The following is a 24,156-nucleotide window of genomic DNA, read 5'->3' as shown; positions in this document are numbered from 1 at the left end:
GGGCATGTGGAACGGCAGTGAGACGACAGTGGGGGGAGGCGCGGTATGAGCACCGTCGATAACGAGCTCGGGGTCGGCATGGTCGGCTACGCGTTCATGGGGGCGGCACACTCGCAGGCCTGGCGCACGGCGCCGCGGTTCTTCGACCTGGCCCTGGCACCGCGCATGCGCGCGGTGGCGGGGCGGGACGAGGCCGCGGTCCGTGCGGCGGCCGGCAAGCTGGGCTGGGACGAGGCGGTCGTCGGGTGGCGCGAGCTGCTGAAGCGGGACGACATCGGCCTGATCGACGTCTGCACGCCCGGTGACACGCACGCCGAGATCGCGATAGCGGCGCTCGAGGCGGGCAAGCACGTCCTGTGCGAGAAGCCGCTCGCCAACAGCGTGGCCGAGGCGGAGACCATGGTCGCGGCGGCCGAGGCCGCCGCGGAGCGTGGCGTGCACGCGATGGTGGGCTTCACCTACCGCCGCGTACCCGCCATCGCCCTGGCCAGGCAGCTGGTCGAGCAGGGGCGGATCGGCCAGGTGCGGCACGTGCGCGCGCAGTACCTGCAGGACTGGATTGCCGACCCGCAGACACCGATGTCGTGGCGGCTCGACAAGCAGAAGGCGGGTTCCGGCGCGCTGGGCGACATCGGCGCCCACGTGATCGACCTCGCGCAGTACGTCACGGGCGAGCTGCTCACCGGGGTGAGCGGCCTGCTCGAGACGTTCGTGCACGAGCGGCCGGAGTCGGCGGCGTCGGGGAGCCTGTCGGGCGTGGCCGACACGAGCCGCATGGGCAAGGTCACGGTGGACGACGCCGCGATCTTCCTCGGGCGGATGTCCGGCGGCGGGCTGGCGACCTTCGAGGCGACCAGGTTCGCGTGGGGCCGCAAGAACGCGATCCGGCTGGAGATCAACGGGTCGAAGGGTTCGCTCGCGTTCGACTTCGAGGACATGAACCTCCTGCACTTCTTCGACGCGTCCGACGACGCGGCGACCGCCGGCTTCCGCCGGATCGTCGTCACGGAGCCGGAGCACCCGTACGGCGGCGCGTGGTGGCCGCCGGGGCACGGGCTCGGCTACGAGCACGCGTTCACGCACCAGGTGGTCGACCTCGTCGGCGACCTGGCGGCAGGGCGGCAGCCGACGCCGTCGTTCAGCGACGGCCTGGTGGTCCAGCGGGTGCTGGACGCCGTCGAGCGCAGCGCGGACGGCGGCGGGGGATGGGTGTCGCTGGTCTGAGCTCCCGGCCCGGAGCGGTGCACCGCACCGCTCCGGGCCGGCGTCCGCACCACAGCAAGTACCGCAGTGGCACGGCAGCAGCACCGAAGTAGCACCGAAGTAGCACCGAAGTAGCACTTGCACAGCACTAGTACTGACCCGACTCGATGAGGAGCTCCAGGTGAGACACGTGCAACGAACCCGCCGCATTCTGCGGTCGGTGGTCGTGGCAGCAGCCACTACCGCTCTTGCTGTTCCCTTGGCGGTGACGGCCACCGCACAACCGACGTCGGCGCAGCCTGCGCAGGCCCAGGTTGCCGCCGCCCCCGGCGACGTAGCGGCCGAGCCCTTCGACACCCTCGTCTTCTCCAAGACGGCGGGCTTCCGGCACGGTTCGATCCCCGCCGGCATCCAGGCGATCACCCAGCTGGGTGCTGCCAACGACTTCACCGTCACCGCGACCGAGGACGCGAGCGTGTTCTCCGACGAGGGCCTCGCCGACTACGAGGTGGTCGTGTTCCTCTCGACCACGGGCGACGTCCTGAACGAGGACCAGCAGGCCGCGTTCGAGCGGTACATCCAGGGTGGCGGCGGCTACGCCGGTATCCATGCGGCCTCGGACACGGAGTACGAGTGGCCCTGGTACGGCGAGCTGGTGGGGGCCTACTTCAACTCCCACCCGCAGAACCAGGACGCCACGGTCAAGGTCGAGGACCACGAGCACACCTCGACGGCGCACCTGCCGGACCGCTGGGACCGCCACGACGAGTGGTACAACTTCCGCACGAACCCGCGCGACGAGGTGCACGTCCTCGCCTCCCTGGACGAGTCCTCCTACGACGCCGGCGCGGGCGCCATGGGCGCGGAGCACCCGATCGCCTGGTGCCAGGAGTACGACGGGGGCCGGTCCTGGTACACCGGCGGCGGGCACACCGACGCCTCGTACACCGAGCCGGAGTTCGTCGAGCACCTGCTGGGCGGTCTGCAGACCGCGGCGGGCGTCGTCGACTCCGACTGCGCCGCGACGCAGAGCGACAGCTACGAGATGGTGCCGCTCGACGAGGACACCGCGAACCCGATGATGCTGGACGTCGCCCCCGACGGGACCGTCTTCTACGTCGAGCGTGACGGCCGCGTCCAGACGATCGACCCCGAGTCGAACACCACGAGCACCGCGGTGGCGCTGGAGGTCACCCAGTCCAACGAGGACGGGCTGACCGGCGTCGTGCTCGACCCGGACTTCGCGTCCAACAGCTGGGTGTACCTGTTCTGGTCCCCGCAGGACGTGGGCGACGACGGCCCGCACAACCGGGTCTCGCGCTTCGAGTACGACACGGCCGCCGGCACGATCGACCCGGCCACCGAGGAGACCGTGCTGGTCATCCCGACGCAGCGCCAGACGTGCTGCCACGCGGGCGGTGACATGGTCTTCGACTCCGACGGCAACCTGTACGTGGCCACCGGCGACAACACGAACCCGTTCGAGTCCCAGGGCTACGCGCCGCTGGACGAGCGGTCCGGGCGGGCGAACTACGACTCGCAGCGCACCTCGGCCAACAGCAACGACCTGCGCGGCAAGGTGCTGCGGATCACGCCGCAGGACGACGGCTCGTACACGATCCCCGACGGCAACATGTTCGCGCCGGACACGGCGGACACGCTGCCGGAGATCTACGCGATGGGCTTCCGCAACCCGTTCCGGATCGGCGTCGACCCGGCGAACGGCAACGTGCTCGTGGCCGACTACGGTCCGGACGCGGGTGCGGCCAGCGCGACGCGCGGGCCCGCCGGCACGGTCGAGTGGAACGTCGTGAGCGAGCCCGGGTTTTACGGCTGGCCGTACTGCACGGGCGCGAACAACGCGTACCTCGACTACGACTTCGCCACGGGACAGTCCGGGGCGGCGTACGACTGCGCCGGTGGGGTGGCGAACAACTCGCCGAACAACACCGGCATCACGCAGCTGCCCGCCGCCGTCGAGGCGGAGGTCTGGTACGGGTACGGCACCAACCCGCTGTTCCCCGAGATCGGCGGCGGTGGCGCACCGATGGGCGGCCCGGTGTACTCCTACGACCCGGAGCTCGAGTCCGACGTCAAGTGGCCGGCCTACTGGGACGGCAAGGCGCTGTTCGGCGAGTGGAACCAGGGGCGGATGTACTCGTTCCAGCTCGCCGGTGAGCAGCGCGACGACCTCGTGGACATCAACCGGGTCCTGCCGCAGATCTTCGACCCGGAGGCCGGTTTCGACCGGCCGATGGACTTCGACTTCGGGCCGGACGGCGCGCTGTACGTCGTCGACTGGGGTTCCGGCTTCGGCGGCAACAACGACAGCTCGGGCGTGTACAAGGTCAACTACGTCAAGGGCGACCCGGCGCCGATCGCCCAGGCCAGTGCCGACGTCACCGACGGTCTGGCACCGCTGACCGTGCAGTTCTCCTCGGAGGGCACCCGGCACCCGGCCGGCGAACCCCTGACGCTGCAGTGGACCTTCGGCGACGGTTCGGCGCCGAGCGCCGAGGAGAACCCGACCCACACGTACACCGAGAACGGCCGCTACACCGCCCAGCTCGTCGCGACCGACGCCGCCGGGCAGACCGGTGTGGCGAACGTGACGATCGTGGTCGGCAACGTCGCACCCGAGGTGACTATCACCTTCCCCGACAACGGCGGCTTCTTCGAGTGGGGTGACCAGGTCCGCTACGAGATCGCGGTCGACGACCCCGACGGCGACGTGAGCTGTGAGAACGTCTCGCTGTTCACCTCGCTGGGCCACGACTCCCACGCCCACCCGTTCGACGAGCTGACCGGGTGCGAGGGTGTCATCCAGACGGCCCGTGACGAGGGCCACGGCATCGAGTCGAACATCTTCTGGGTGATCGAGGCCTTCTACACGGACGACGGCGGCGCGGCGGGCGCACCGCTGACGGCGACCGACCTGCAGGTGCTGCAGCCCAAGCTGGTCCAGTCGGAGTTCTTCACCGGAACGGGCCGGGTCGACGGCATCGGCGAGGGTACGGGTGACCCCGGCGTCCTGATCGAGGAGACGGGCGACACCGCGGGTGGCGGCCAGAACATCGGGTTCATCGAGCCCGGTGACTACTGGGCCCATGAGCCGGTGGGCCTGTCCGGCGTCGAGGCCATCTCGCTGCGCGCCGCCTCTGGTGCCGCCGGCGGGGAGATCTCGCTGCGGTGGGACGCGCCGGACGGTCCTGAGATCGGCCGGATCACGGTGCCGAGCACGGGTGGCTGGCAGCAGTACGTCGATGCCTCGACCGAGCTCAGCAACGTCCCGTCCGGCTCGGGTTCGCTGCACTTCGTGCTGCTCTCCGGCGGGGTCAACGCGAACTGGATGGAGATCGACGGCCGCGGGGTCACCGACAACGAACGGCCGGAGGTCGAGCTGACGGTCGACCCGGTCGCGGGCGACGCCCCGCTGACCGTGACCGCCAGTGCCGAGGCCACCGACCCCGACGGTACGGGCGACCTGACCTACGCCTGGGACGCCGGGCTCGGTGAGGGGTTCGTCGACGGCACGTCGTCCTTCGAGCACACCTACGACGAGCCGGGCAGCTACCGGCTCCAGGTGCGCGTCACAGACGAGGGCGGCGCGTACGCCGTCGAGTACGTCATGGTCGAGGTCACCGGGATCGTCCCGGAGCCGGAGCTCTGCCTGTCGGGCCGCTCGGACGACTTCCTCGGTGAGGAGCTCGACCCGGACCGCTGGACGGTGCTCGACCGCAACCAGGACCTGCGGGTCGCCGACGGTCTCCTCACGATCCCGGCGACCGCCGCGGACTTCTACGGGACGAACAACACCACCGTGCCGAACATCGTCCTGCAGGACCTGCCGGACGGTCCGTTCACCGCGACGGCCAAGGTGACCATCCCGGCCCATGCCCAATACCAGCAGGCCGGTCTGGTGATCTACGGCGACGCGGACAACTACGCGAAGATGGTGCTCCAGGGTCGCTCGGCACCCGCCGACCCGGCCACGCGCATCTTCCAGTACGTCCGCGAGGAGGCCGGCGCACCGAACGAGGTCGGTGACTCCAACACCGCTGCTCTCGGGGCGGCGTACCCGGACACCGTCTACGTACGCCTGGCCAGCAGCGACGGCGAGGACCTGACGGCGTCCTACTCGGCGGACGGAGTGGACTTCACGGCCATGCCGCAGACCAAGGCGCTCGCCGGTATCGAGGAACCGCGGATCGGGCTGTTCGCGCTCGCCGGCGCCGGCTCGTCCGCCGACGTCGTGGACGCTCAGTTCGACTGGTTCCACATCACCCCGGACGACACGTCCGCGGCCCCCGGGCCCGCGGACGAGTTCGACGGGGACGCCCTCGACGCCTGCCGCTGGGACATCGTGCGCGAGGACCCGACGGGCTACCGGGTGACCGGTGGCGCGCTGGAGATCGACACGACGGCGACGGACATCTACACCGGCGACAACACCGGCACGCCGAACATCGTCGTGCAGGACCTGCCGGACGACGACTGGACCGTCGAGACCCTCGTGGACGGGTCGGCCTTCGACCAGCAGTACCAGCAGGGCGGTCTGATCGTGTACGGGGACGACGACAACTACGTCAAGCTCGACCTCGTGACCGACAACGCTCCGGGCAGCGCCGTCACACAGCGCATCGAGCTGCGTAGCGAGGTCGACGCCGTGGTGCAGGACCCGCAGCCTGGCGCGAACGACCTCACGTCTCGCGTGTGGCACCTGCGGCTGTCGAAGGCCGGGTCCACCTTCACCGGTGAGTACAGCGCGGACGGCGAGGAATGGACCGCCCTCGCCGAGCCGGTGACGCACGAGGGACTGCAGGACGGCCGGGTGGGTCTGTTCGCACTCGGCGGCCCGCAGCAGTCGGTCGCCACGGCGTCGTTCGACCACTTCCGGGTGGCCGACGCGGCCGAGCCGCTCGAGGTGACCGGCACGCTGTCGCCTGCTGAGCCGGACGGCCCGGACGGGCAGTGGCTCGGGCCGGTCACGGTGACGGTGGAGACCACGGGCGGCCCGGACGGCGCCACGGTGTACCGGGAGGTCAACGTCGACGACGACGGCTGGACCGAGTACACCGCGCCGGTGGAGATCTCGACGTTCGGCGCCCACACCGTCCAGGTGCGGGCCTCGGCGGACGGCGAGACCGTGGTCGGCGAGCCCGTCGAGTTCACCATCTTCGAACCGCAGTTCACCGAGGCGACGCCCGCGGTCGAGATCGTCCAGCCGACCTGCCACTACAACCAGTCGGGTGCCGAGGTCGTCACCGGCGGTGCGCTGGTCACGGCCGAGGTGGAGGGCGTGCGGTCCTACGTCGTGCGGGAGTGGGTCGACGGCGCCGCCGGTGACCTCGTCGACGACCTGGACGACGTCGCTCCCGGGAGGTACCGGGTCGCGGCCCGCCCTGCCGAAGGGTACGTCCTGGTCGGCGAGGACGGCTGGAGGGTCCGGGACAACGGGCTCGCCATCCTGTTCGTGACGATCGAGCAGCCGGAGTGCCCCGACCCCAACACGCCGGACGTCGTGGTGACGGCGGCGACGTGCGACGACGGCGGGTCGATCGTTCCGGTCGTCCTGCCCGGGGTGCGCAGCTACGTCGTGCACAACTGGGTCGACGGCGAGGCGGACGGCAAGCCGCGCAACCTGCGCGACCTGCCTGCGGGTGACTACCGGGTGATCGCCACACCGGCCAAGGGCGCCGAGCTGACGGCGGCCGGGGACTGGCAGCTCAGCCCGTCCGGCAAGGCGTTCGTCATCGTGACCGTCGAGGAGGAGTGCGTCAGCTGAGAGACGCGGGGCGTGCACCGGTCACCGGTGCACGCCCCGTCGCCCCGTGGCCCGGGGTCAACGGCAGGACTGGTGACCCCGGGCCCCTGTGAGTCGGAGAGGAACGAACATGGAACGGTTCACCCGCCTCGGCGCGGCGCTCCTGCTGGCGCTCGGGCTCGTCGCCGGGCCCGCCGCCGTCGCCGCGGCACACGGCGGCAAGATCGACGTCGAGCTCGGCACCGACGGTGCCGGAGGCGTCTCCGCGGCGCTGACCTGGGTGACTGACGGGCACCCGGTCGAGGAGTCGGCCGTCGTGGTCGTGCGAGGCGTCTCCGATGCCGGCGACGAGGTCGGCCCCGTCACGCTCGTCTCCGCGTCGGAAGGCGTCGGCTGGTACCGCTCGGAGCCCGCGCTGCTCGACGAGGGGCACTGGACGCTGACCGCCCAGGTGAAGGAACCCGGGAAGGCGAAGGTCGAGGTCGAGGTGGACGTCGCTCCGCCGGCCGCTCCGCCGTCCGAACCCGCGCCGTCCGAGACGTCCGGCCCCGGGGCCGAGGAGGCCGTCGCGGAGGGGGACGGCGCCGTCGCGGCACCGGCCGGCGACGGGTCGCCGTCGTCCGGGGGCCTGCCGAGCTGGTCCGGCTGGGTGCTGGGGGCGCTCGTCGCCGCAGGAGTGGCGGCCGTCGTCCTCCTGCGCCGGCGCAGGACGTGACCGAAGACCGATGGGCACGACCGGCGATGCCGGATCGTCACGCACAGGAGGAAAGAAAAATGGCACGACCGATCACCCTGTTCACCGGCCAGTGGGCCGACCTACCGCTCGAGGAGGTCGCGAGCCTCGCCTCGAAGTGGGGTTACGAGGGCCTGGAGCTGGCCTGCTGGGGCGACCACCTCGACCCCTGGCGCTGGGACGACGACGAGTACGTCGCCGGGCGCCTTGAGCTGCTGGAGCGGCACGGCCTGAAGGTGTGGGCGATCTCGAACCACCTCAAGGGCCAGGCCGTCTGCGACGACCCCATCGACCAGCGGCACCGTGACATCGTCTCCGACCGGGTGTGGGGCGACGGCGACCCCGAGGGCGTGCGGCAGCGTGCCGCCGAGGAGATGAAGAACACCGCGCGGCTGGCCGCCAAGCTCGGGGTCAAGACCGTCGTCGGGTTCACGGGCTCCGCCATCTGGAAGTACGTGGCGATGTTCCCGCCCGTCTCGGACGCCACGATCGAGGCCGGCTACCAGGACTTCGCCGACCGCTGGAACCCGATCCTCGACGTGTTCGACGAGGTGGGCGTGAAGTTCGCGCACGAGGTGCACCCGAGCGAGATCGCCTACGACTACTGGACCACCGTGCGGACCCTGGAGGCGATAGGCCACCGCGAGGCGTTCGGCCTGAACTGGGACCCGAGCCACATGGTGTGGCAGGACCTGGACCCGGTCAGCTTCCTCTGGGACTTCAAGGACCGGATCTACCACGTGGACTGCAAGGACACGAAGAAGCGCATGACGAACGGCCGCAACGGCCGCATGGGCTCGCACCTGCCGTGGGCCGACCCGCGCCGCGGCTGGGACTTCGTGTCGACCGGGCATGGAGACGTCCCGTGGGAGGACGCGTTCCGGATGCTCAACACGATCGGCTACGACGGCCCGATCTCCGTGGAGTGGGAGGACGCCGGCATGGACCGTCTCGTCGGCGCCCCGGAGGCACTCGAGTTCGTGCGCTCCCACGCGTACGACGCGCCGGACTCTGCGTTCGACGCGGCCTTCTCGACGCGCTGACGCGGACCTGCTGATCCAGCAAGAGCACTGACAAGGACCGGGCCCCGGACGAATGGGAGTGCGGACGAGGCCCGGCCCGCGTGACGAAACTCGACGAGGAGCTGCATCACGTATGAAGACTATCCAGGCGCGCGCGCGAGCGCGGCAAAAGAAGGCGTTCGCGGTGGTCGCGGCGACCGCGCTCGTCGGCACGGCCCTCCTGGCCGTGCCGACGGCGTCCGCCCACCCGGGTCACCCGAGCCACGACACCCAGGACGCCGAGGCAGCGGCCGACACCGACTGGGGCAACTACGAGAAGATCCTGCTCACCAAGGACGTCGGTGAGCCCATCGACATGGCGGTCCTTCCTGACTCGCGGGTGCTGCACACGGCCCGCAACGGGCAGGTGCGCCTGACCGACCCGGCCACCGGGGTCACCAAGCTGGTCAACACCCTCGACGTGTACGCGAACTCCGAGGACGGTCTGCAGGGCATCGCCCTGGCGCCGGACTTCGCGGAGAGCAACGAGGTCTACCTCGTGTACGCACCGCGGGACGCCGACGGCGACGGCGCGGCGGACACGCCGACGGGCAACGCGCCGGGCTCGCTGCCCGCGGGCGAGGACGAGAGCTACTGGGACCGGTGGGTGGGCGTCAACCGCCTGTCCAAGTTCACGTTCACCGGTGACGCGCTGGACCCGGCCTCGGAGCAGCCGATCCTCGACATCGAGGTGCAGCGCGGCCAGTGCTGCCACGTCGGCGCGGACATCGACTTCGACGGCGAGGGCAACCTCTACCTGTCGACAGGTGACAACACCCCGGCCGGCACGCCCGGCGCCAACGGGTACGCCCCGAACAACGACGCCCCGAACATGAACCCGGGCTTCGACGCCCGTCGCGGTGCGGGGAGCACCAACGACCTGCGGGGCAAGATCCTGCGGATCGACGTGAAGGACGAGATCCCGGCCGGAGCCCCGCCGGGAGCCGGCAGCACCTACGACATCCCCGAGGGCAACCTGTTCGCCCCGGGCACCGAGGGCACCCGCCCCGAGATCTTCGTGATGGGTGTGCGTAACCCGTTCCGTATCGAGGTGGACCCGGAGACCAGCTCGCTCACCTGGGCGGACTACGGCCCCGACGCCGGCGCGGCGAACCCGGACCGCGGGCCGATGGGCTACGTGGAGTGGAACGCCGTCGGGCTCGACGACCCGCACAACTCCGGGTGGCCGTACTGCCACGGGCCGAACGCGGCCTACAACGAGTGGAACTTCGAGACCGCGACGCCGCGGGAGTTCTTCGACTGCGCGGCACCCGTCAACAACTCCCGCTGGAACACCGGCCTGACCGAGCTGCCTTCGGCCCGGGCGGCGACCCTGTACTACGGCGACCAGCCGGGGCAGCAGCCGCGCGACGAGCTCGTGAACTTCGGCTCCGGAACGGGACAGGGACCCATGGGCGGCCCGGTCTACCACTACGACGCTGACGAGACAGCGCCGGGCAAGTTCCCTGAGGTCTGGGACGGCAAGGCGTTCTTCGGGGAGTTCTCGCAGGACTACCTCGCGGCGTTCAGTGTGGACTGGTCCACGTTCGAGGTCGGCGAGATCGAGGACTTCTTCCCCAACACCGCACTGGAGGCGGCGGGGATGTTCCGCAACGACAACCCGATCGACCTCGAGTTCGGCACGGACGGCTCCCTGTACGTGCTGGAGTACGGCGACGGCTTCTTCCGGCAGAACCCCGACTCCGGGCTGTACCGGATCGACTACGCGGAGGGCAACAAGGCGCCCCAGGCGCGGTTCACGGCCACACCGTCATCGTCGTCGTCCGCCCCTGTGGAGGTCTCGTTCGACGCATCCGCCTCGACCGACCCCGACGGTGACGCGCTGACGTACGAGTGGGACTTCGACGGCGACGGGACGTTCGACGCCAACGGCGCCCAGGCCACCCACACCTACACCGAGCTCGACGTGTACACGGCCCGCCTCCGGGTCACCGACGCACGAACCAAGTTCTCGCTGACCTCGCAGGAGATCAGCGTCGGCAACCAGGCACCCGAGGTCACCGTCGAGTTCCCGGCCGACGGCGGGTTCTTCGACTGGGGCGACGCGGTGCCGTTCCAGGTGACCACGCAGGACGCCGAGGACGGCAGCGAGACGGTCTGCAGCCGGGTCGCATGGTCCTACGGGCTCGGCCACGACGAGCACGCCCACCCCGAGGTCTCCGGCACGGGCTGCACGGGTGCCTTCCCGACCGACCCCAACTCCCCGGAGCACGGCGCCGGCTCGCTCCTGTACGGCGCCGTCGTCGTCACCTACACCGACAACGGGGCCAACGGCCTGCCGCCCGCGAAGGGTGAGGCCACGCTGCGCCTGAACCCGAAGCTGCAGGAGGCAGAGCACGCGACCCTCAAGGGTGTCGAGGTGGTCGAGGACGAGGCAGCCTCGGCCGGCGCGTACGTCGACGGCCTGGCCAAGCGTGACTCGATCGCCCTGGAGCGGGTGAACCTCTCCGGCATCGACAGCGCCACCGCGAAGATCCGCGGCAAGGGCAAGGTCGAGCTGCGCTGGGGCTCGCCCAAGGCGAAGCCGTTCGCCAGCGCCAAGGTCAACGCCCGCACCTGGCGGGACATCGACCTGCGGTTCCGGGACCGCAGCACCACGGGGACGCTCTACATCACCGCCACCGGCGGCCTCGACGTTGACGCGATCACGATGGTCGGTGAGGGCGTCGGCGCGCCCGCTTCGGCCGCACAGAGCTCGACCGGCCCGACCGGGGCCGCTCAGACCGAAGGAGAGCAGTGATGGAATCACGCACTGACGTCAACCGCAGGAACTTCCTGAGGCTGGCCGGCGGCACCGTAGCCGTGGGTGCGGCCTCGCTGGCCGGCGCCGGACTCGCGGGCAGCGCAGCCGCCTCGACCCTCGCGCCCGCCGCAGCGACCGGAGCGGCGACCGCCGGCCGGGGTCGTGGCCGGGTGCTCGTGCCCGCCGGGCACATCGGCATCCAGCTGTACTCGATCAGGGACAAGGTCTCCTCGCTCGGCTTCCGCACCGTGTTCGAGCGGCTCGCCGACATGGGCTACGCGGAGGTCGAGTTCGCCGGGTACACGCAGGGGCAGGTCGGCGCGATCACCCCCGAGGAGATCCGGCAGCTGCTGGACGACAACGGCCTGCGCGCCGTCGGCTCGCACCGCGGTATCGCCGACTTCGCGAACAACATGGAGCGCGAGCTCGACATCGCCGAGATCCTCGGTATGGACCACATCGGCACCGCGCAGGCACCCACGAACGACCGCACGGTCGCGGGCTACCTCGCCGCCGCCGAGCAGTTCAACGGCTTCGGGGCGGCGGCGCGCGCTCGCGGCCTGAAGTTCTACCAGCACAACCACGACGGCGAGTTCAGCTTCGCCACCGACGACCCGGAGGTCCGCCTCTACGACGTCTTCTACGACAACACCGACCCGAGGAAGGTCTTCCTCGAGATGGACGTCTACTGGGCGTTCGTGGGCAAGCACCGCTACCCGGGCTTCGAGCCGGTGGACTACGTCAAGCGCAACCCACACCGCTACCCGCTCCTGCACCTCAAGGACGGCGACGCGAACCCCGCGAACACCGGGGGCTACGACATCGTGGAGTTCGGCGCCGGCGACCTGCCGTACACCGAGTTCCTGTCGGCGCTCGCGGGCTCCGGGCGCCGGCACGGCATCTGGGAGCAGGACAACGCCGCCACGGTGGCCGCGCCGGGCTTCCCGGTCGACTCGTTCGGCAACGCCGAGCGGTCGTACGTCGAGATCCGGTCGCTGCGCGCCAAGCGCTGCTGATCCGGTAGGAGAAGGGGTGTGGCCGACGCCGTCCGGCGTCGGCCACACCCCTTCCTGCTGGGCGCCGGCGTCGGGCTACCGGTCTTCTAGCGGGTCGTTCGCAGGAGGACCACGTCGTCGTGCTCCAGCCCGCCCACCACGTAGGTGCGCTTGCCGACCACCTCGAAGCCGTGCTTCCGGTAGAAGGCCTGGGCGCGCAGGTTCTGCGCGTTCGTGGCCAGCCAGTAGGGCAGGCCGTGGCCGAGCTCGTCCGCCACCTCGGTCGCCGCGCGCATGAGCGCCCCGGAGACGACGCCGCCCTGCACGTCGGGCTGCACGTAGATCTTGGACAGCTCGACGTAGGGCGCCGGCCGCCCGCTCGCTCTCTGGACGGTCGCGGCCTCGGCCGCGCCCTCGGGGGTGCCGAGGACGAGGAGCGCGTAGCCGAGCAGACGCGCGCCGTCGTCGTACACGAACAGCGCGTGCCGGTCGCTGGTGGCCCACTCACGGAATCGCGCGGGAGTCAGCTTCTGCGCGATGTGCGTCGCCATCTCGGTGCGCGAGGCCTCGGGCGGGCATGCCAGGGGGAAGGTCAGGGCGGCAAGCCAGGCGACCTCGGCCGCGTCGTCGCCGGTAGCCCTGCGTACGATGCCGGACGCGGTGGCGAGCTGTGCTCCAGTGGGCTCGGTGGGCTTCTCTGTGGGGGCGGAGGATGCGGCCCGGGGCTCGGATGTCACTGTCCGAACGTAGTACGAGGGCGGTCAGCGGGGATCAGGAGGCCCGAACAGGAAAATGCCGGTGCTGGACAGGGCAACGGTGGGTCGGTCCGGCGCCGTGGATGGGCGCGGGAAGCTGTCCGACGTGGCCCCCGTCACAAGCATCGCGCCAGGGGGTGTCATGACTTGTTCAAAACAGGCCCTGACCTGCGGAAACGTAGTGTGCCGCAGGCCACTCCGAGCGAAGTGGCGTCCGCGGGGGATCGTGTGTAATGTTCTCCAGGTCAGCCCGACGGGCAGACGGACACCAGCCGGAAACGGACGGGTGGCCGTGCCGGGGCTGGAACCCACATCGCAGGACCGGGAAACTTTACGTTCCCCGGAACAGGATGTGGTGCCGCATTCGGCAGGCAGACGCAATTCCTCCGTTTCTGAGAAACGGAAGCGAATTTGATCGGCTGAAAGAATCTGGTAAGTTACGGAAATCGGAAATGCTTCGGATGGTCGAAGAATTCTCCCGGCTGAGAGGCTGACGAGGATTTGGAAAAGTCCGAAAGAGCCTGGTAAGTTACAGGCACTGCCCCGGACAGGGAAGCGATCGGAAAGATTGCGGTCCTGACGGTGTGCGTCGGTTGTTTGAGAACTCAACAGTGTGCTTGATAGTCAATGCCAATGTTTTAACCCCTTGCGGGTGTGGCCTTGTCTGACCGTCCGGTTAGTCGGGTCGCATCGTTGTGGGGGTTGTTTTGGACAGATCTTAATCATCAGATTGGTCTGGCCGGTATCATTGTTCACACCTTGCCCTTGCGGTGGGTGTGGATGTTTCTCTTTTACGGAGAGTTTGATCCTGGCTCAGGACGAACGCTGGTGGCGTGCTTAACACATGCAAGTCGAACGGTGAAGCCCAGCTTGCTGGGTGGATCAGTGGCGAACGGGTGAGTAACACGTGAGCAACCTGCCCCCTACTTCGGGATAAGCCTTGGAAACGAGGTCTAATACCGGATATGAGCACCTGCCGCATGGTGGGTGTTGGAAAGTTTTTCGGTGGGGGATGGGCTCGCGGCCTATCAGCTTGTTGGTGGGGTAATGGCCTACCAAGGCGTCGACGGGTAGCCGGCCTGAGAGGGCGACCGGCCACACTGGGACTGAGACACGGCCCAGACTCCTACGGGAGGCAGCAGTGGGGAATATTGCACAATGGGCGAAAGCCTGATGCAGCGACGCCACGTGAGGGATGACGGCCTTCGGGTTGTAAACCTCTTTCAGCAGGGAAGAAGCGAAAGTGACGGTACCTGCAGAAGAAGCGCCGGCTAACTACGTGCCAGCAGCCGCGGTAATACGTAGGGCGCAAGCGTTGTCCGGAATTATTGGGCGTAAAGAGCTCGTAGGCGGTCTGTCGCGTCTGGTGTGAAATCCCATGGCTCAACTGTGGGCTTGCATCGGGTACGGGCAGACTAGAGTGCTGTAGGGGAGACTGGAATTCCTGGTGTAGCGGTGGAATGCGCAGATATCAGGAGGAACACCGATGGCGAAGGCAGGTCTCTGGGCAGTTACTGACGCTGAGGAGCGAAAGCATGGGGAGCGAACAGGATTAGATACCCTGGTAGTCCATGCCGTAAACGTTGGGCACTAGGTGTGGGGCGGGTTCCACTCGTTCTGTGCCGCAGCTAACGCATTAAGTGCCCCGCCTGGGGAGTACGGCCGCAAGGCTAAAACTCAAAGGAATTGACGGGGGCCCGCACAAGCGGCGGAGCATGCGGATTAATTCGATGCAACGCGAAGAACCTTACCAAGGCTTGACATGTACGAGAACGCGTTAGAGATAACGAACTCTTTGGACACTCGTACACAGGTGGTGCATGGTTGTCGTCAGCTCGTGTCGTGAGATGTTGGGTTAAGTCCCGCAACGAGCGCAACCCTTATCCTATGTTGCCAGCGGGTCATGCCGGGGACTCATGGGAGACTGCCGGGGTCAACTCGGAGGAAGGTGGGGATGACGTCAAATCATCATGCCCCTTATGTCTTGGGCTTCACGCATGCTACAATGGCCGGTACAGAGGGCTGCGATACCGTGAGGTGGAGCGAATCCCAAAAAGCCGGTCTCAGTTCGGATCGGGGTCTGCAACTCGACCCCGTGAAGTCGGAGTCGCTAGTAATCGCAGATCAGCAACGCTGCGGTGAATACGTTCCCGGGCCTTGTACACACCGCCCGTCAAGTCACGAAAGTTGGTAACACCCGAAGCTCACGGCCCAACCCGCAAGGGAGGGAGTGGTCGAAGGTGGGACTGGCGATTGGGACTAAGTCGTAACAAGGTAGCCGTACCGGAAGGTGCGGCTGGGTCACCTCCTTTCTAAGGAGCTCATCTCCATCAGGCCCCACATAGTGGGGACGCCGGCCGCTCTACGGAGCACGTGTTCATCCTTCACGGGGTGGGGGCGATGGTTGGTGCTGGTGGCAGAGGCCAGGCCCAGGCCGTACGCGTCTGGGATGGTTGCTCATGGGTGGAACATTGACGAAGAGTCGCCCTGCCTGGGCTGATTGCTAGTACGCCGGTTGTGTCCTCCTCGGAGGGTCGTGACGGGTTGGAACGCGGTCTGCCGGGTGGTCGGGGGTTCGCCAAGCACACTGTTGGGTCCTGAGACAACCGGCCGGCTTGTCCCTTCGGGGGTAGGCAAGGTTGTGTGTTTCTGGATCGAGTACGGGTCACTTGGTTCGTGTCATACCCGCTCACGCTGACTGGTCTGAGGACTGGCCTAGTTGTTGGGTGTGGTGTCACGGGTTTGCCTGGTGGGTTCGTCCGTTGCTTGAGAACTGCATAGTGGACGCGAGCATCTTTGAAATTTTCCAAGATTGCGATCGCAAGAATGTACGACCATGGGTCTTTGGCTTGTGGTTGTTGTTTTGTGGTCATCTTGGTTTCTGTGATTGTAGTGTTGCCTGAAGTTTTTAAGGGCACATTGGTGGATGCCTTGGCACTAGGAGCCGAAGAAGGACGTTGTAGCCTGCGATAATCCTCGGGGAGTTGGCAGACGAGCTGTGATCCGAGGGTCTCCGAATGGGGGAACCCAGCCGAAGTCATGTTCGGTTACCCGCGCCTGAATGTATAGGGCGTGTGGAGGGAACGTCGGGAAGTGAAACATCTCAGTACCGACAGGAAGAGATATTCCGTGAGTAGTGGCGAGCGAAAGCGGATGAGGCCAAACCGTATGCGTGTCAAGCTGTCAGGCGTTGCGTGTGCGGGGTTGTGGGACCTTCTGGAAGAATCTGACAGTTCTTCAGCCAGTAAGAAAGTCGTGTCATAGTCGAACCGGGTTGAATACCGGACCGTAGTGGGTGGGAGTCCCGTAGACGAAATGGTGCGGCCTGGTTGAGGGGATCCCAAGTAGCACGGGGCCCGTGAAATCTCGTGTGAATCTGGCAAGACCACTTGCTAAGCCTAAATACTACCTAGTGACCGATAGCGGACAAGTACCGTGAGGGAAAGGTGAAAAGTACCCCGGGAGGGGAGTGAAATAGTACCTGAAACCGTGTGCCTACAATCCGTCGGAGCCTCCAGCCCTTAGGGGTTTGCAGGGGTGACGGCGTGCCTTTTGAAGAATGAGCCTGCGAGTTAGTGCTCGGTGGCGAGGTTAACCCGTGTGGGGTATCCGTAGCGAAAGCGAGTCCGAATAGGGCGATTGAGTCGCCGGGTCTAGACCCGAAGCGAAGTGATCTAGCCATGGGCAGGTTGAAGCGCCGGTAAGACGGCGTGGAGGACCGAACCCACCAGGGTTGAAAACCTGGGGGATGACCTGTGGTTAGGGGTGAAAGGCCAATCAAACTTCGTGATAGCTGGTTCTCCCCGAAATGCATTTAGGTGCAGCGTCGCGTGTTTCTTACCGGAGGTAGAGCTACTGGATGGCTAATGGGCCTCACCAGGTTACTGACGTCAGCCAAACTCCGAATGCCGGTAAGTCGTAAGCGCGGCAGTGAGACTGCGGGGGATAAGCTCCGTGGTCGAGAGGGAAACAGCCCAGATCACCGGCTAAGGCCCCAAAGCGTGTGCTCAGTGGGAAAGGATGTGGAGTTGCACAGACAACCAGGAGGTTGGCTTAGAAGCAGCCACCCTTGAAAGAGTGCGTAATAGCTCACTGGTCAAGTGATTCCGCGCCGACAATGTAGCGGGGCTCAAGCACACCGCCGAAGCCGTGGCACTCATACGTTAGCCCAGCACCAGACTTGTTCTGTGTGTTCAGGTGTGTGGGTGGGTAGGGGAGCGTCGTGTGGGCAGTGAAGTCGCGGAGTGATCCAGCGGTGGAGCCTACACGAGTGAGAATGCAGGCATGAGTAGCGAATGACGGGTGTGAATCCCGTCCGCCGAATGACCAAGGGTTCCAGGGCCAGGTTCATCCGCCCTGGGTAAGTCGGGACCTAAGGCGAGGCCGACAGGCGTAGTCGATGGACAAGGAGTTGATATTCTCCTACCGGCGAAGTACCGCCCATACCGAGCCCGGTGATACTAACCACCCCGAGCCAGCACCGAGACCTTCGGGTCTCATCGTTGGGGAGGCGTGGGACCTGATCCGGTAGTAGGTAAGCGTGTTAACAGGGGTGACGCAGGAAGGTAGCCAGGCGTGGCGATGGTTGTCCATGTCCAAGGTCGTAGCCCGTCCCATAGGCAAATCCGTGGGGCGTATAGGGTGAGAGCTGATAGAGACCGTGTATGCGGGAATCTGGTGATCCTATGCTGCCTAGAAAAGCCTCGACGCGAGGGACTAGCCGCCCGTACCCTAAACCGACTCAGGTGGTCAGGTAGAGAATACTAAGGCGATCGAGAGAATCGTGGTTAAGGAACTCGGCAAAATGCCCCCGTAACTTCGGGAGAAGGGGGGCCTGAACCGTTAACCCACTTGCTGGGGGACGCGGGGAGGGCCGCAGAGACCAGGGAGAAGCGACTGTTTACTAAAAACACAGGTCCGTGCGAAGTCGCAAGACGATGTATACGGACTGACGCCTGCCCGGTGCTGGAAGGTTAAGAGGACGAGTCAGCCGTAAGGCGAAGCTCAGAATTTAAGCCCCAGTAAACGGCGGTGGTAACTATAACCATCCTAAGGTAGCGAAATTCCTTGTCGGGTAAGTTCCGACCTGCACGAATGGCGTAACGACTTCTCCGCTGTCTCAACCGCGAACTCGGCGAAATTGCACTACGAGTAAAGATGCTCGTTACGCGCAGCAGGACGGAAAGACCCCGGGACCTTTACTATAGCTTGGTATTGGTGTTCGGTGCGGTTTGTGTAGGATAGGTGGGAGACTGTGAAGCCAGGGCGCCAGCTCGGGTGGAGTCATTGTTGAAATACCACTCTGATCGCTTCGGATGTCTAACCTCGGTCCGTGATCCGGATCAGGGACAGTGCCTGGTGGGTAGTTTAACTGGGGCGGTTGCCTCCTAAAATGTAACGGAGGCGCTCAAAGGTTCCCTCAGCCTGGTTGGCAATCAGGTATCGAGTGCAAGTGCACAAGGGAGCTTGACTGTGAGACCGACAGGTCGAGCAGGGACGAAAGTCGGAACTAGTGATCCGGCGGTGGCTTGTGGAAGCGCCGTCGCTCAACGGATAAAAGGTACCCCGGGGATAACAGGCTGATCTTGCCCAAGAGTCCATATCGACGGCATGGTTTGGCACCTCGATGTCGGCTCGTCGCATCCTGGGGCTGGAGTAGGTCCCAAGGGTTGGGCTGTTCGCCCATTAAAGCGGTACGCGAGCTGGGTTTAGAACGTCGTGAGACAGTTCGGTCCCTATCCGCTGCGCGCGCAGGAAACTTGAGAAGGGCTGTCCCTAGTACGAGAGGACCGGGACGGACGAACCTCTGGTGTGCCAGTTGTTCCGCCAGGAGCATGGCTGGTTGGCTACGTTCGGAAGGGATAACCGCTGAAAGCATCTAAGCGGGAAGCCTGCTTCGAGATGAGGTTTCCATACACTTTGTGTGGGAGGCACCCAGCAGACCACTGGGTTGATAGGCCGGATGTGGAAGACAGGACTAAAGACTGTCGGAGCTGACCGGTACTAACTGCCGATAACTTCACAACACAACTTTACTGTTAATAATGCTCAAAGTTTTGTTTCGCGTCCACTATGCGGTTCCCGAGTCACGGGCACCAAACCCCCTTGTCTCACCACCATCCTCTTTGAGGGGTTTGGTTGGTGGGTGGGTGAGGGTTTTGTCTGTCTCGATAGTGTTACGGTGGTCTTAGCGTGGGGGAAACGCCCGGTCCCATTCCGAACCCGGAAGCTTAGCCCTACAGCGCCGATGGTACTGCCCTGGAGACGGGGTGGGAGAGTAGGACGCCGCCGGACAACCATTCCTGGTAGGGGGTGGAGCCAGCACACGGCCCGTAAGGGCTGGGGTGCCAGGCTCCACCCCCTACCTGCATTCCCAGGCAGTGTTTCAGCCGAGATCTCACAGCGAACGCACCGCTATCCGGGAGATCGAACGCCGTCCGGCGACTAGACTCGGGGCCATGTCCACCATCTCCCGTGACGAGGTTGCGCGCGTGGCTGCGCTGGCACGGATCGACCTGCGACCGGACGAGGTCTCGCGCCTGGCCGGTGAGCTCGACGTGATCGTCGAGTCCATCGCTCGCGTGAGCGAGGTCGCTACCGCAGACGTGCCGGCAACGAGCCACCCCCTCCCGCTGACGAACGTGTTCCGAGACGACGTACCGGAGCCTGCCCTGCCGATACAGGACGTACTGGCCGGCGCCCCGCGGCAGGAGAACGGACGGTTCGCCGTCCCGCAGATCCTCGGCGAAGAGTGATGGGAACCAACGACATGACACAGGACATCACCAGGCTCAGCGCCTCTGACCTCGCGTCCGCGCTGAGGAACAAGGACGTCACGAGCGTCGAGGCGACGCAGGCACACCTGGACCGGATCGCCGCCGTAGATGGGGACCTGCACGCGTTCCTGCACGTCTCCTCCGAGAAGGCGCTGGCCACTGCCGCGGAGATCGACGCGAAGCGTGCCGCCGGCGAGGAGCTGCACCCGCTCGCCGGTGTGCCCATCGCCGTCAAGGACGTCGTGGTCACCAAGGGGCTGCCCACGACCGCTGGGTCCAAGATCCTCGAGGACTGGATCCCGCCCTACGACGCGACGCTCGTGGAGCGCATCAAGGCAGCAGGCCTGCCGATTCTCGGCAAGACCAACATGGACGAGTTCGCCATGGGCTCCTCGACCGAGCACTCGGCGTACGGCAACACCAAGAACCCCTGGGACCTCGACCGTATCCCTGGCGGGTCCGGTGGTGGCTCGGCCGCGGCTGTCGCCGGCTTCGAGGCGCCGCTCGCCATCGGGACCGACACCGGCGGCTCGATCCGTCAGCCCGGCGCCGTCACCGGCACCGTCGGCGTGAAGCCCACCTACGGTGGTGTCTCGCGCTACGGCCTGATCGCCATGGCCTCCTCGCTGGACCAGGCAGGTCCCGTCACCCGCACCGTGCTCGACGCGGCGTTGCTGCACGAGCTGATCGGTGGTCACGACCCGCACGACTCGACGTCGATCAACGAGCCGGTTCCCGGCGTCGTCGCCGCTGCTCAGCAGGGTGCCAAGGGTGACCTGAAGGGCCTGCGGGTCGGCGTCGTCAAGGAGCTGTCGGGCGAGGGCTACCAGGCCGGCGTGTCCGCGCGGTTCGACGAGTCGCTCGACCAGCTGCGCGCGCTGGGCGCCGAGATCGTCGAGGTCTCCTGCCCCAGCTTCGGCTACGCGCTGGACGCCTACTACCTGATCATGCCCGCCGAGGCCTCCAGCAACCTCGCCAAGTTCGACGGCATGCGGTTCGGCCTGCGCGTCGAGCCGGCCGAGGGCCCGGTCACCGCGGAACGCGTCATGGGCGCGACGCGCGGGGCCGGCTTCGGCGACGAGGTCAAGCGCCGCATCATCCTCGGCACGTACGCCCTCTCCGCCGGCTACTACGACGCCTACTACGGCAGCGCGCAGAAGGTCCGCACGCTGATCCAGCGCGACTTCGCCGCGGCGTTCGAGCAGGCCGACGTGCTGGTCTCGCCGACGGCGCCGACCACAGCGTTCAAGTTCGGCGAGAAGCTCGACGACCCGCTCGCGATGTACCTCAACGACATCGCGACGATCCCCGCCAACCTCGCCGGCGTCCCCGGCATGTCCCTGCCGAACGGCCTGTCCGACGACGGCCTGCCCGTCGGGTTCCAGATCCTGGCGCCCGCGAAGGCGGACGACCGGCTGTACCGCGTGGGCGCGGCCCTCGAGGCGGCCCTCGAGTCCCGGTGGGGCGGACCTCTGCTGAACAAGGCACCCGAACTCAAGACCACGGAGCTCGCCCGATGACCGCCGCAACGACGACCGGACTGGTCGCCTACGAGGACGCCGTCCGCCGCTACGACCCGGTGCTGGGCATCGAGGTCCACGTCGAGCTCGGCACGCTCACCAAGATGTTCTGCGCGGCCGAGGTCGCCTACGGTGGCGAGCCCAACACCCAGGTCACCCCGGTGAGCCTCGGCCTGCCGGGCGCGCTGCCGGTCGTTAACGGCAAGGCCGTCGAGTACGCGATCCGGATCGGTCTGGCGCTGAACTGCACCATCTCCGAGAACTGCCGCTTCGCCCGGAAGAACTACTTCTACCCGGACGTGCCGAAGAACTTCCAGACGTCGCAGTACGACGAGCCGATCGCCTTCGACGGCTGGATCGACATCGAGCTGGACGACGGCGAGGTGTTCCGCGTCGAGATCGAGCGCGCGCACATGGAGGAGGACGCCGGCAAGAACACCCACGTGGGTGGCGCGACCGGCCGCATCCAGGGCGCCGAGTACTCGCTCGTCGACTACAACCGCGCGGGCATCCCGCTCGTGGAGATCGTGACGCGGCCCATCGAGGGCGCCGGCGAGCGTGCGCCCGAGGTGGCGCGCGCCTACGTGCAGACGCTGCGTGACATCTTCCGTTCGCTCGACGTCTCCGAGGCGCGGATGGAGCGCGGCAACGTCCGCGCGGACGTGAACCTGTCGCTGCGCCCGACGCCGGAGTCGCCCCTGGGCACCCGGACCGAGACCAAGAACGTCAACTCGTTCCGCTCGATCGAGCGCGCGGTCCGCTACGAGGTCTCCCGCCAGGCGGGCGTGCTCGACGCCGGGCTGACGGTCATCCAGGAGACGCGCCACTTCCACGAGGAGGACGGCACCACGTCGTCGGGCCGCGTGAAGTCGGACGCCGAGGACTACCGCTACTTCCCCGAGCCGGACCTGGTGCCCGTGGCCCCGAGCCGTGAGTGGGTCGAGGAGATCCGGGCGACGCTTCCGGAGATGCCGGTGGCGCGCCGCCGTCGGCTCCAGACCGAGTGGGGCTACGCCGACGCCGAGATGCGCGACGTCGTCAACGCGGGCGCCATGGATCTCATCGAGGCCACCGTCGCCGCGGGCACGAGCGCCGCGGGCGCACGCAAGTGGTGGATGGGCGAGCTGGCCCGGCGGGCCAACCAGGACGAGGTCACGCTCGAGGACCTCGCGGTGACCCCGGCGCAGATCGCGCAGCTGCAGGGGCTCGTCGACTCCGGCCGGCTCAACGACAAGCTTGCCCGCCAGGTGCTCGACGGCGTGCTCGCCGGAGAGGGCGACCCGGAGGCGGTCGTCGTGTCCCGCGGCCTGGAGATCGTGTCGGACGACGGCCCGCTGCTCGCCGCCATCGACGACGCACTCGCGGCCCAGCCCGACATCGTGGAGAAGGTCCGTGGTGGCAACCAGGGGCCGATCGGCGCGATCATCGGCGCCGTCATGAAGGCGACGAAGGGCCAGGCGGACGCGAAGCGGGTTCGCGAGCTGGTGCTGGATCGGATCGGCTCGTGAGTCGCGGTTCGAGGGCACGCAGGTGACCCGCGGGCCGCTCCTGCGCGGCGAGATGATGCGTCTGCGCCCCATCGAGGGTCGCGACGCGGAACGCCTGTGGGAGGCGGTGCAGGATCCGGAGGGAACCCGGCTGACCGGGACCACCGCCACGTTCACGCGCGAGCAGATCAACGAGTGGGCAAGCACGGTCAGCGACCGGCCGGGCCGCTACGACTGGGCGATCTGCCCGGCCGCGATGCGGGACGGCAAGCCGGTCAGCGACGAGATGATCGGCGAGATCGTGCTCAACGACCTCGACGAGGACGTCCGTTCGGCGAACCTCCGGCTCCAGCTGCTCCCGAACTACCGGGGCCGCGGTTACGGCAGGGAGGCCATCCTCGAGGTGCTCCGGTTCGCCTTCGACGGTGTCGAGGGCGAACCGGGGCTCGGCCTGCACCGGGTGAGCCTGGACGTGCTCAGCATCAACCCGCGCGCGCAGGCGCTGTACGAGTCGCTCGGCTTCCGTGAGGAGGGTCGTCTGCGGGACATCTACCGCGACGGCGACACCTGGGCCGACGCCGTGGTGATGAGCATCCTCGAGGACGAGTACCGAGCGCTGCAGGACTGAGCGAACCGGCCTGCCCTACGGCCCGCCGGTGATGTACGCCGTCAGCTGGTCGCGCTCGGCCTGCACCTCGGCGATCCGGTGCTTGACGACGTCGCCGATGCTCACGATCCCGGTCAGCCTGGTGTCGACGAGCACGGGAACGTGCCGGACCCGGTGCTCCGTCATCAGGGGCATCAGCTCGTCGAGTGTCGCCTCGGGCCCGCAGGTGTGCACCGCGGCGGTCATGATCGCCTCCACCGGGCCGTCCAGGATGCCGTCGCCGTCCGAGTGCAGGCGGCGGACGACGTCGCGCTCGCTCACGATCCCGTCGACTCTCGCGCCGTCGTCGGACACCACTACCGCGCCTATGCCGTGCTGGGCGAGGAGGGCGAGCAGGTCGCGCACGCTCCGGTCCCTGGAGATGGTGACCACCGTGCTGTCCTTGCGTCGCAGTGCCTCTGTTACCCGCATCCGAGCACCTCCATCGCTGC

12 protein-coding genes and 3 rRNA genes are annotated in these 24,156 nt (G+C 67.1%); 13 read left to right on the top strand and 2 right to left on the bottom strand.

The window, feature by feature from the left end:
* Nucleotides 1–45 precede the first annotated feature (45 nt).
* The 6 genes from ACQEVI_RS06730 (at nucleotide 46) to ACQEVI_RS06705 (ending at nucleotide 12,541) form a co-directional block, all read left to right on the top strand.
* Nucleotides 46–1,224: a Gfo/Idh/MocA family protein gene (locus ACQEVI_RS06730; RefSeq protein WP_432895944.1), complete on the top strand. Its 1,179-nt coding sequence runs from the start codon at nucleotides 46–48 to the stop codon at nucleotides 1,222–1,224.
* Nucleotides 1,225–1,393: 169 nt separating this feature from the next.
* On the top strand, nucleotides 1,394–6,988 hold the full coding sequence (locus tag ACQEVI_RS06725; protein WP_432895941.1) for a ThuA domain-containing protein: 5,595 nt from the start codon (nucleotides 1,394–1,396) through the stop codon (nucleotides 6,986–6,988).
* Nucleotides 6,989–7,097: 109 nt separating this feature from the next.
* Nucleotides 7,098–7,682 carry a hypothetical protein gene (locus tag ACQEVI_RS06720; protein ID WP_432895939.1) on the top strand — a complete coding sequence of 195 codons (585 nt, stop codon included), beginning with the start codon at nucleotides 7,098–7,100 and terminating at the stop codon, nucleotides 7,680–7,682.
* 59 nt (nucleotides 7,683–7,741) lie between these two features.
* The gene (locus ACQEVI_RS06715) at nucleotides 7,742–8,743 is read left to right on the top strand and encodes a sugar phosphate isomerase/epimerase family protein (RefSeq protein WP_432895937.1); all 1,002 of its coding nucleotides are present in this window, start codon (nucleotides 7,742–7,744) and stop codon (nucleotides 8,741–8,743) included.
* 112 nt (nucleotides 8,744–8,855) lie between these two features.
* On the top strand, nucleotides 8,856–11,522 hold the full coding sequence (locus ACQEVI_RS06710) for a PQQ-dependent sugar dehydrogenase (protein WP_432895935.1): 2,667 nt from the start codon (nucleotides 8,856–8,858) through the stop codon (nucleotides 11,520–11,522).
* Nucleotides 11,522–12,541: a sugar phosphate isomerase/epimerase family protein gene (locus ACQEVI_RS06705; protein ID WP_432895933.1), complete on the top strand. Its 1,020-nt coding sequence runs from the start codon at nucleotides 11,522–11,524 to the stop codon at nucleotides 12,539–12,541. Before ACQEVI_RS06710 ends, ACQEVI_RS06705 begins: the two co-directional genes overlap by 1 nt.
* An 86-nt stretch (nucleotides 12,542–12,627) precedes the next feature.
* On the opposite strand, the gene ACQEVI_RS06700 is transcribed toward ACQEVI_RS06705, so the two are convergent.
* Nucleotides 12,628–13,257: an N-acetyltransferase family protein gene (locus ACQEVI_RS06700; protein WP_432895931.1), complete on the bottom strand. Its 630-nt coding sequence runs from the start codon at nucleotides 13,255–13,257 to the stop codon at nucleotides 12,628–12,630.
* An 808-nt stretch (nucleotides 13,258–14,065) separates the two neighbouring features.
* On the opposite strand from ACQEVI_RS06700, the gene ACQEVI_RS06695 reads away from it, so the two are divergent.
* From ACQEVI_RS06695 to ACQEVI_RS06665, 7 genes are all read left to right on the top strand, one after another.
* Nucleotides 14,066–15,587, top strand: a 16S ribosomal RNA gene (locus tag ACQEVI_RS06695).
* A 586-nt stretch (nucleotides 15,588–16,173) separates the two neighbouring features.
* Nucleotides 16,174–19,301: ribosomal RNA gene (locus ACQEVI_RS06690) — 23S ribosomal RNA — on the top strand.
* Between the two features lie 151 nt (nucleotides 19,302–19,452).
* Nucleotides 19,453–19,569 (top strand): 5S ribosomal RNA (gene rrf / locus ACQEVI_RS06685).
* Together the 16S, 23S and 5S rRNA genes form the textbook arrangement of a ribosomal RNA operon.
* A 164-nt stretch (nucleotides 19,570–19,733) precedes the next feature.
* Nucleotides 19,734–20,030 (top strand): Asp-tRNA(Asn)/Glu-tRNA(Gln) amidotransferase subunit GatC, encoded by a 297-nt coding sequence (gatC, locus tag ACQEVI_RS06680; protein WP_419705756.1) that lies wholly within the window; start codon nucleotides 19,734–19,736, stop codon nucleotides 20,028–20,030.
* A 14-nt stretch (nucleotides 20,031–20,044) separates the two neighbouring features.
* A complete protein-coding gene (gene gatA, locus ACQEVI_RS06675) occupies nucleotides 20,045–21,571 on the top strand; it encodes an Asp-tRNA(Asn)/Glu-tRNA(Gln) amidotransferase subunit GatA (protein WP_419705757.1) in 1,527 nt (508 codons plus the stop codon).
* A complete protein-coding gene (gene gatB, locus ACQEVI_RS06670) occupies nucleotides 21,568–23,079 on the top strand; it encodes an Asp-tRNA(Asn)/Glu-tRNA(Gln) amidotransferase subunit GatB (protein WP_432895928.1) in 1,512 nt (503 codons plus the stop codon). The genes gatA and gatB overlap by 4 nt, the downstream gene beginning before the upstream one ends.
* A 22-nt stretch (nucleotides 23,080–23,101) precedes the next feature.
* The gene (locus tag ACQEVI_RS06665) at nucleotides 23,102–23,686 is read left to right on the top strand and encodes a GNAT family N-acetyltransferase (RefSeq protein ID WP_432895926.1); all 585 of its coding nucleotides are present in this window, start codon (nucleotides 23,102–23,104) and stop codon (nucleotides 23,684–23,686) included.
* A gap of 15 nt (nucleotides 23,687–23,701) precedes the next feature.
* Here the strand turns inward: ACQEVI_RS06665 and ACQEVI_RS06660 are convergent, their stop codons facing one another.
* On the bottom strand, nucleotides 23,702–24,136 hold the full coding sequence (locus ACQEVI_RS06660) for a CBS domain-containing protein (protein ID WP_432895924.1): 435 nt from the start codon (nucleotides 24,134–24,136) through the stop codon (nucleotides 23,702–23,704).
* Nucleotides 24,137–24,156 lie beyond the last annotated feature (20 nt).

The organism is Promicromonospora sp. CA-289599, from assembly GCF_050936155.1.
In the GTDB taxonomy this organism is placed as follows: Bacteria; Actinomycetota; Actinomycetes; order Actinomycetales; family Cellulomonadaceae; genus Promicromonospora.
The sequence above is the reverse complement of the archived record's forward strand: the minus strand, read 5'-3'. Positions and strand labels throughout refer to the sequence as shown.

Coding starts and splice junctions, on each gene's coding strand:
- ACQEVI_RS06730 (WP_432895944.1), top strand. CDS start 46: ATGAGCACCGTCGATAACGAGCTCGGGGTCGGCATGGTCGGCTACGCG.
- ACQEVI_RS06720 (WP_432895939.1), top strand. CDS start 7,098: ATGGAACGGTTCACCCGCCTCGGCGCGGCGCTCCTGCTGGCGCTCGGG.
- ACQEVI_RS06715 (WP_432895937.1), top strand. CDS start 7,742: ATGGCACGACCGATCACCCTGTTCACCGGCCAGTGGGCCGACCTACCG.
- ACQEVI_RS06710 (WP_432895935.1), top strand. CDS start 8,856: ATGAAGACTATCCAGGCGCGCGCGCGAGCGCGGCAAAAGAAGGCGTTC.
- ACQEVI_RS06705 (WP_432895933.1), top strand. CDS start 11,522: ATGGAATCACGCACTGACGTCAACCGCAGGAACTTCCTGAGGCTGGCC.
- gatC (WP_419705756.1), top strand. CDS start 19,734: ATGTCCACCATCTCCCGTGACGAGGTTGCGCGCGTGGCTGCGCTGGCA.
- gatA (WP_419705757.1), top strand. CDS start 20,045: ATGACACAGGACATCACCAGGCTCAGCGCCTCTGACCTCGCGTCCGCG.
- gatB (WP_432895928.1), top strand. CDS start 21,568: ATGACCGCCGCAACGACGACCGGACTGGTCGCCTACGAGGACGCCGTC.
- ACQEVI_RS06660 (WP_432895924.1), bottom strand. CDS start 24,136: ATGCGGGTAACAGAGGCACTGCGACGCAAGGACAGCACGGTGGTCACC.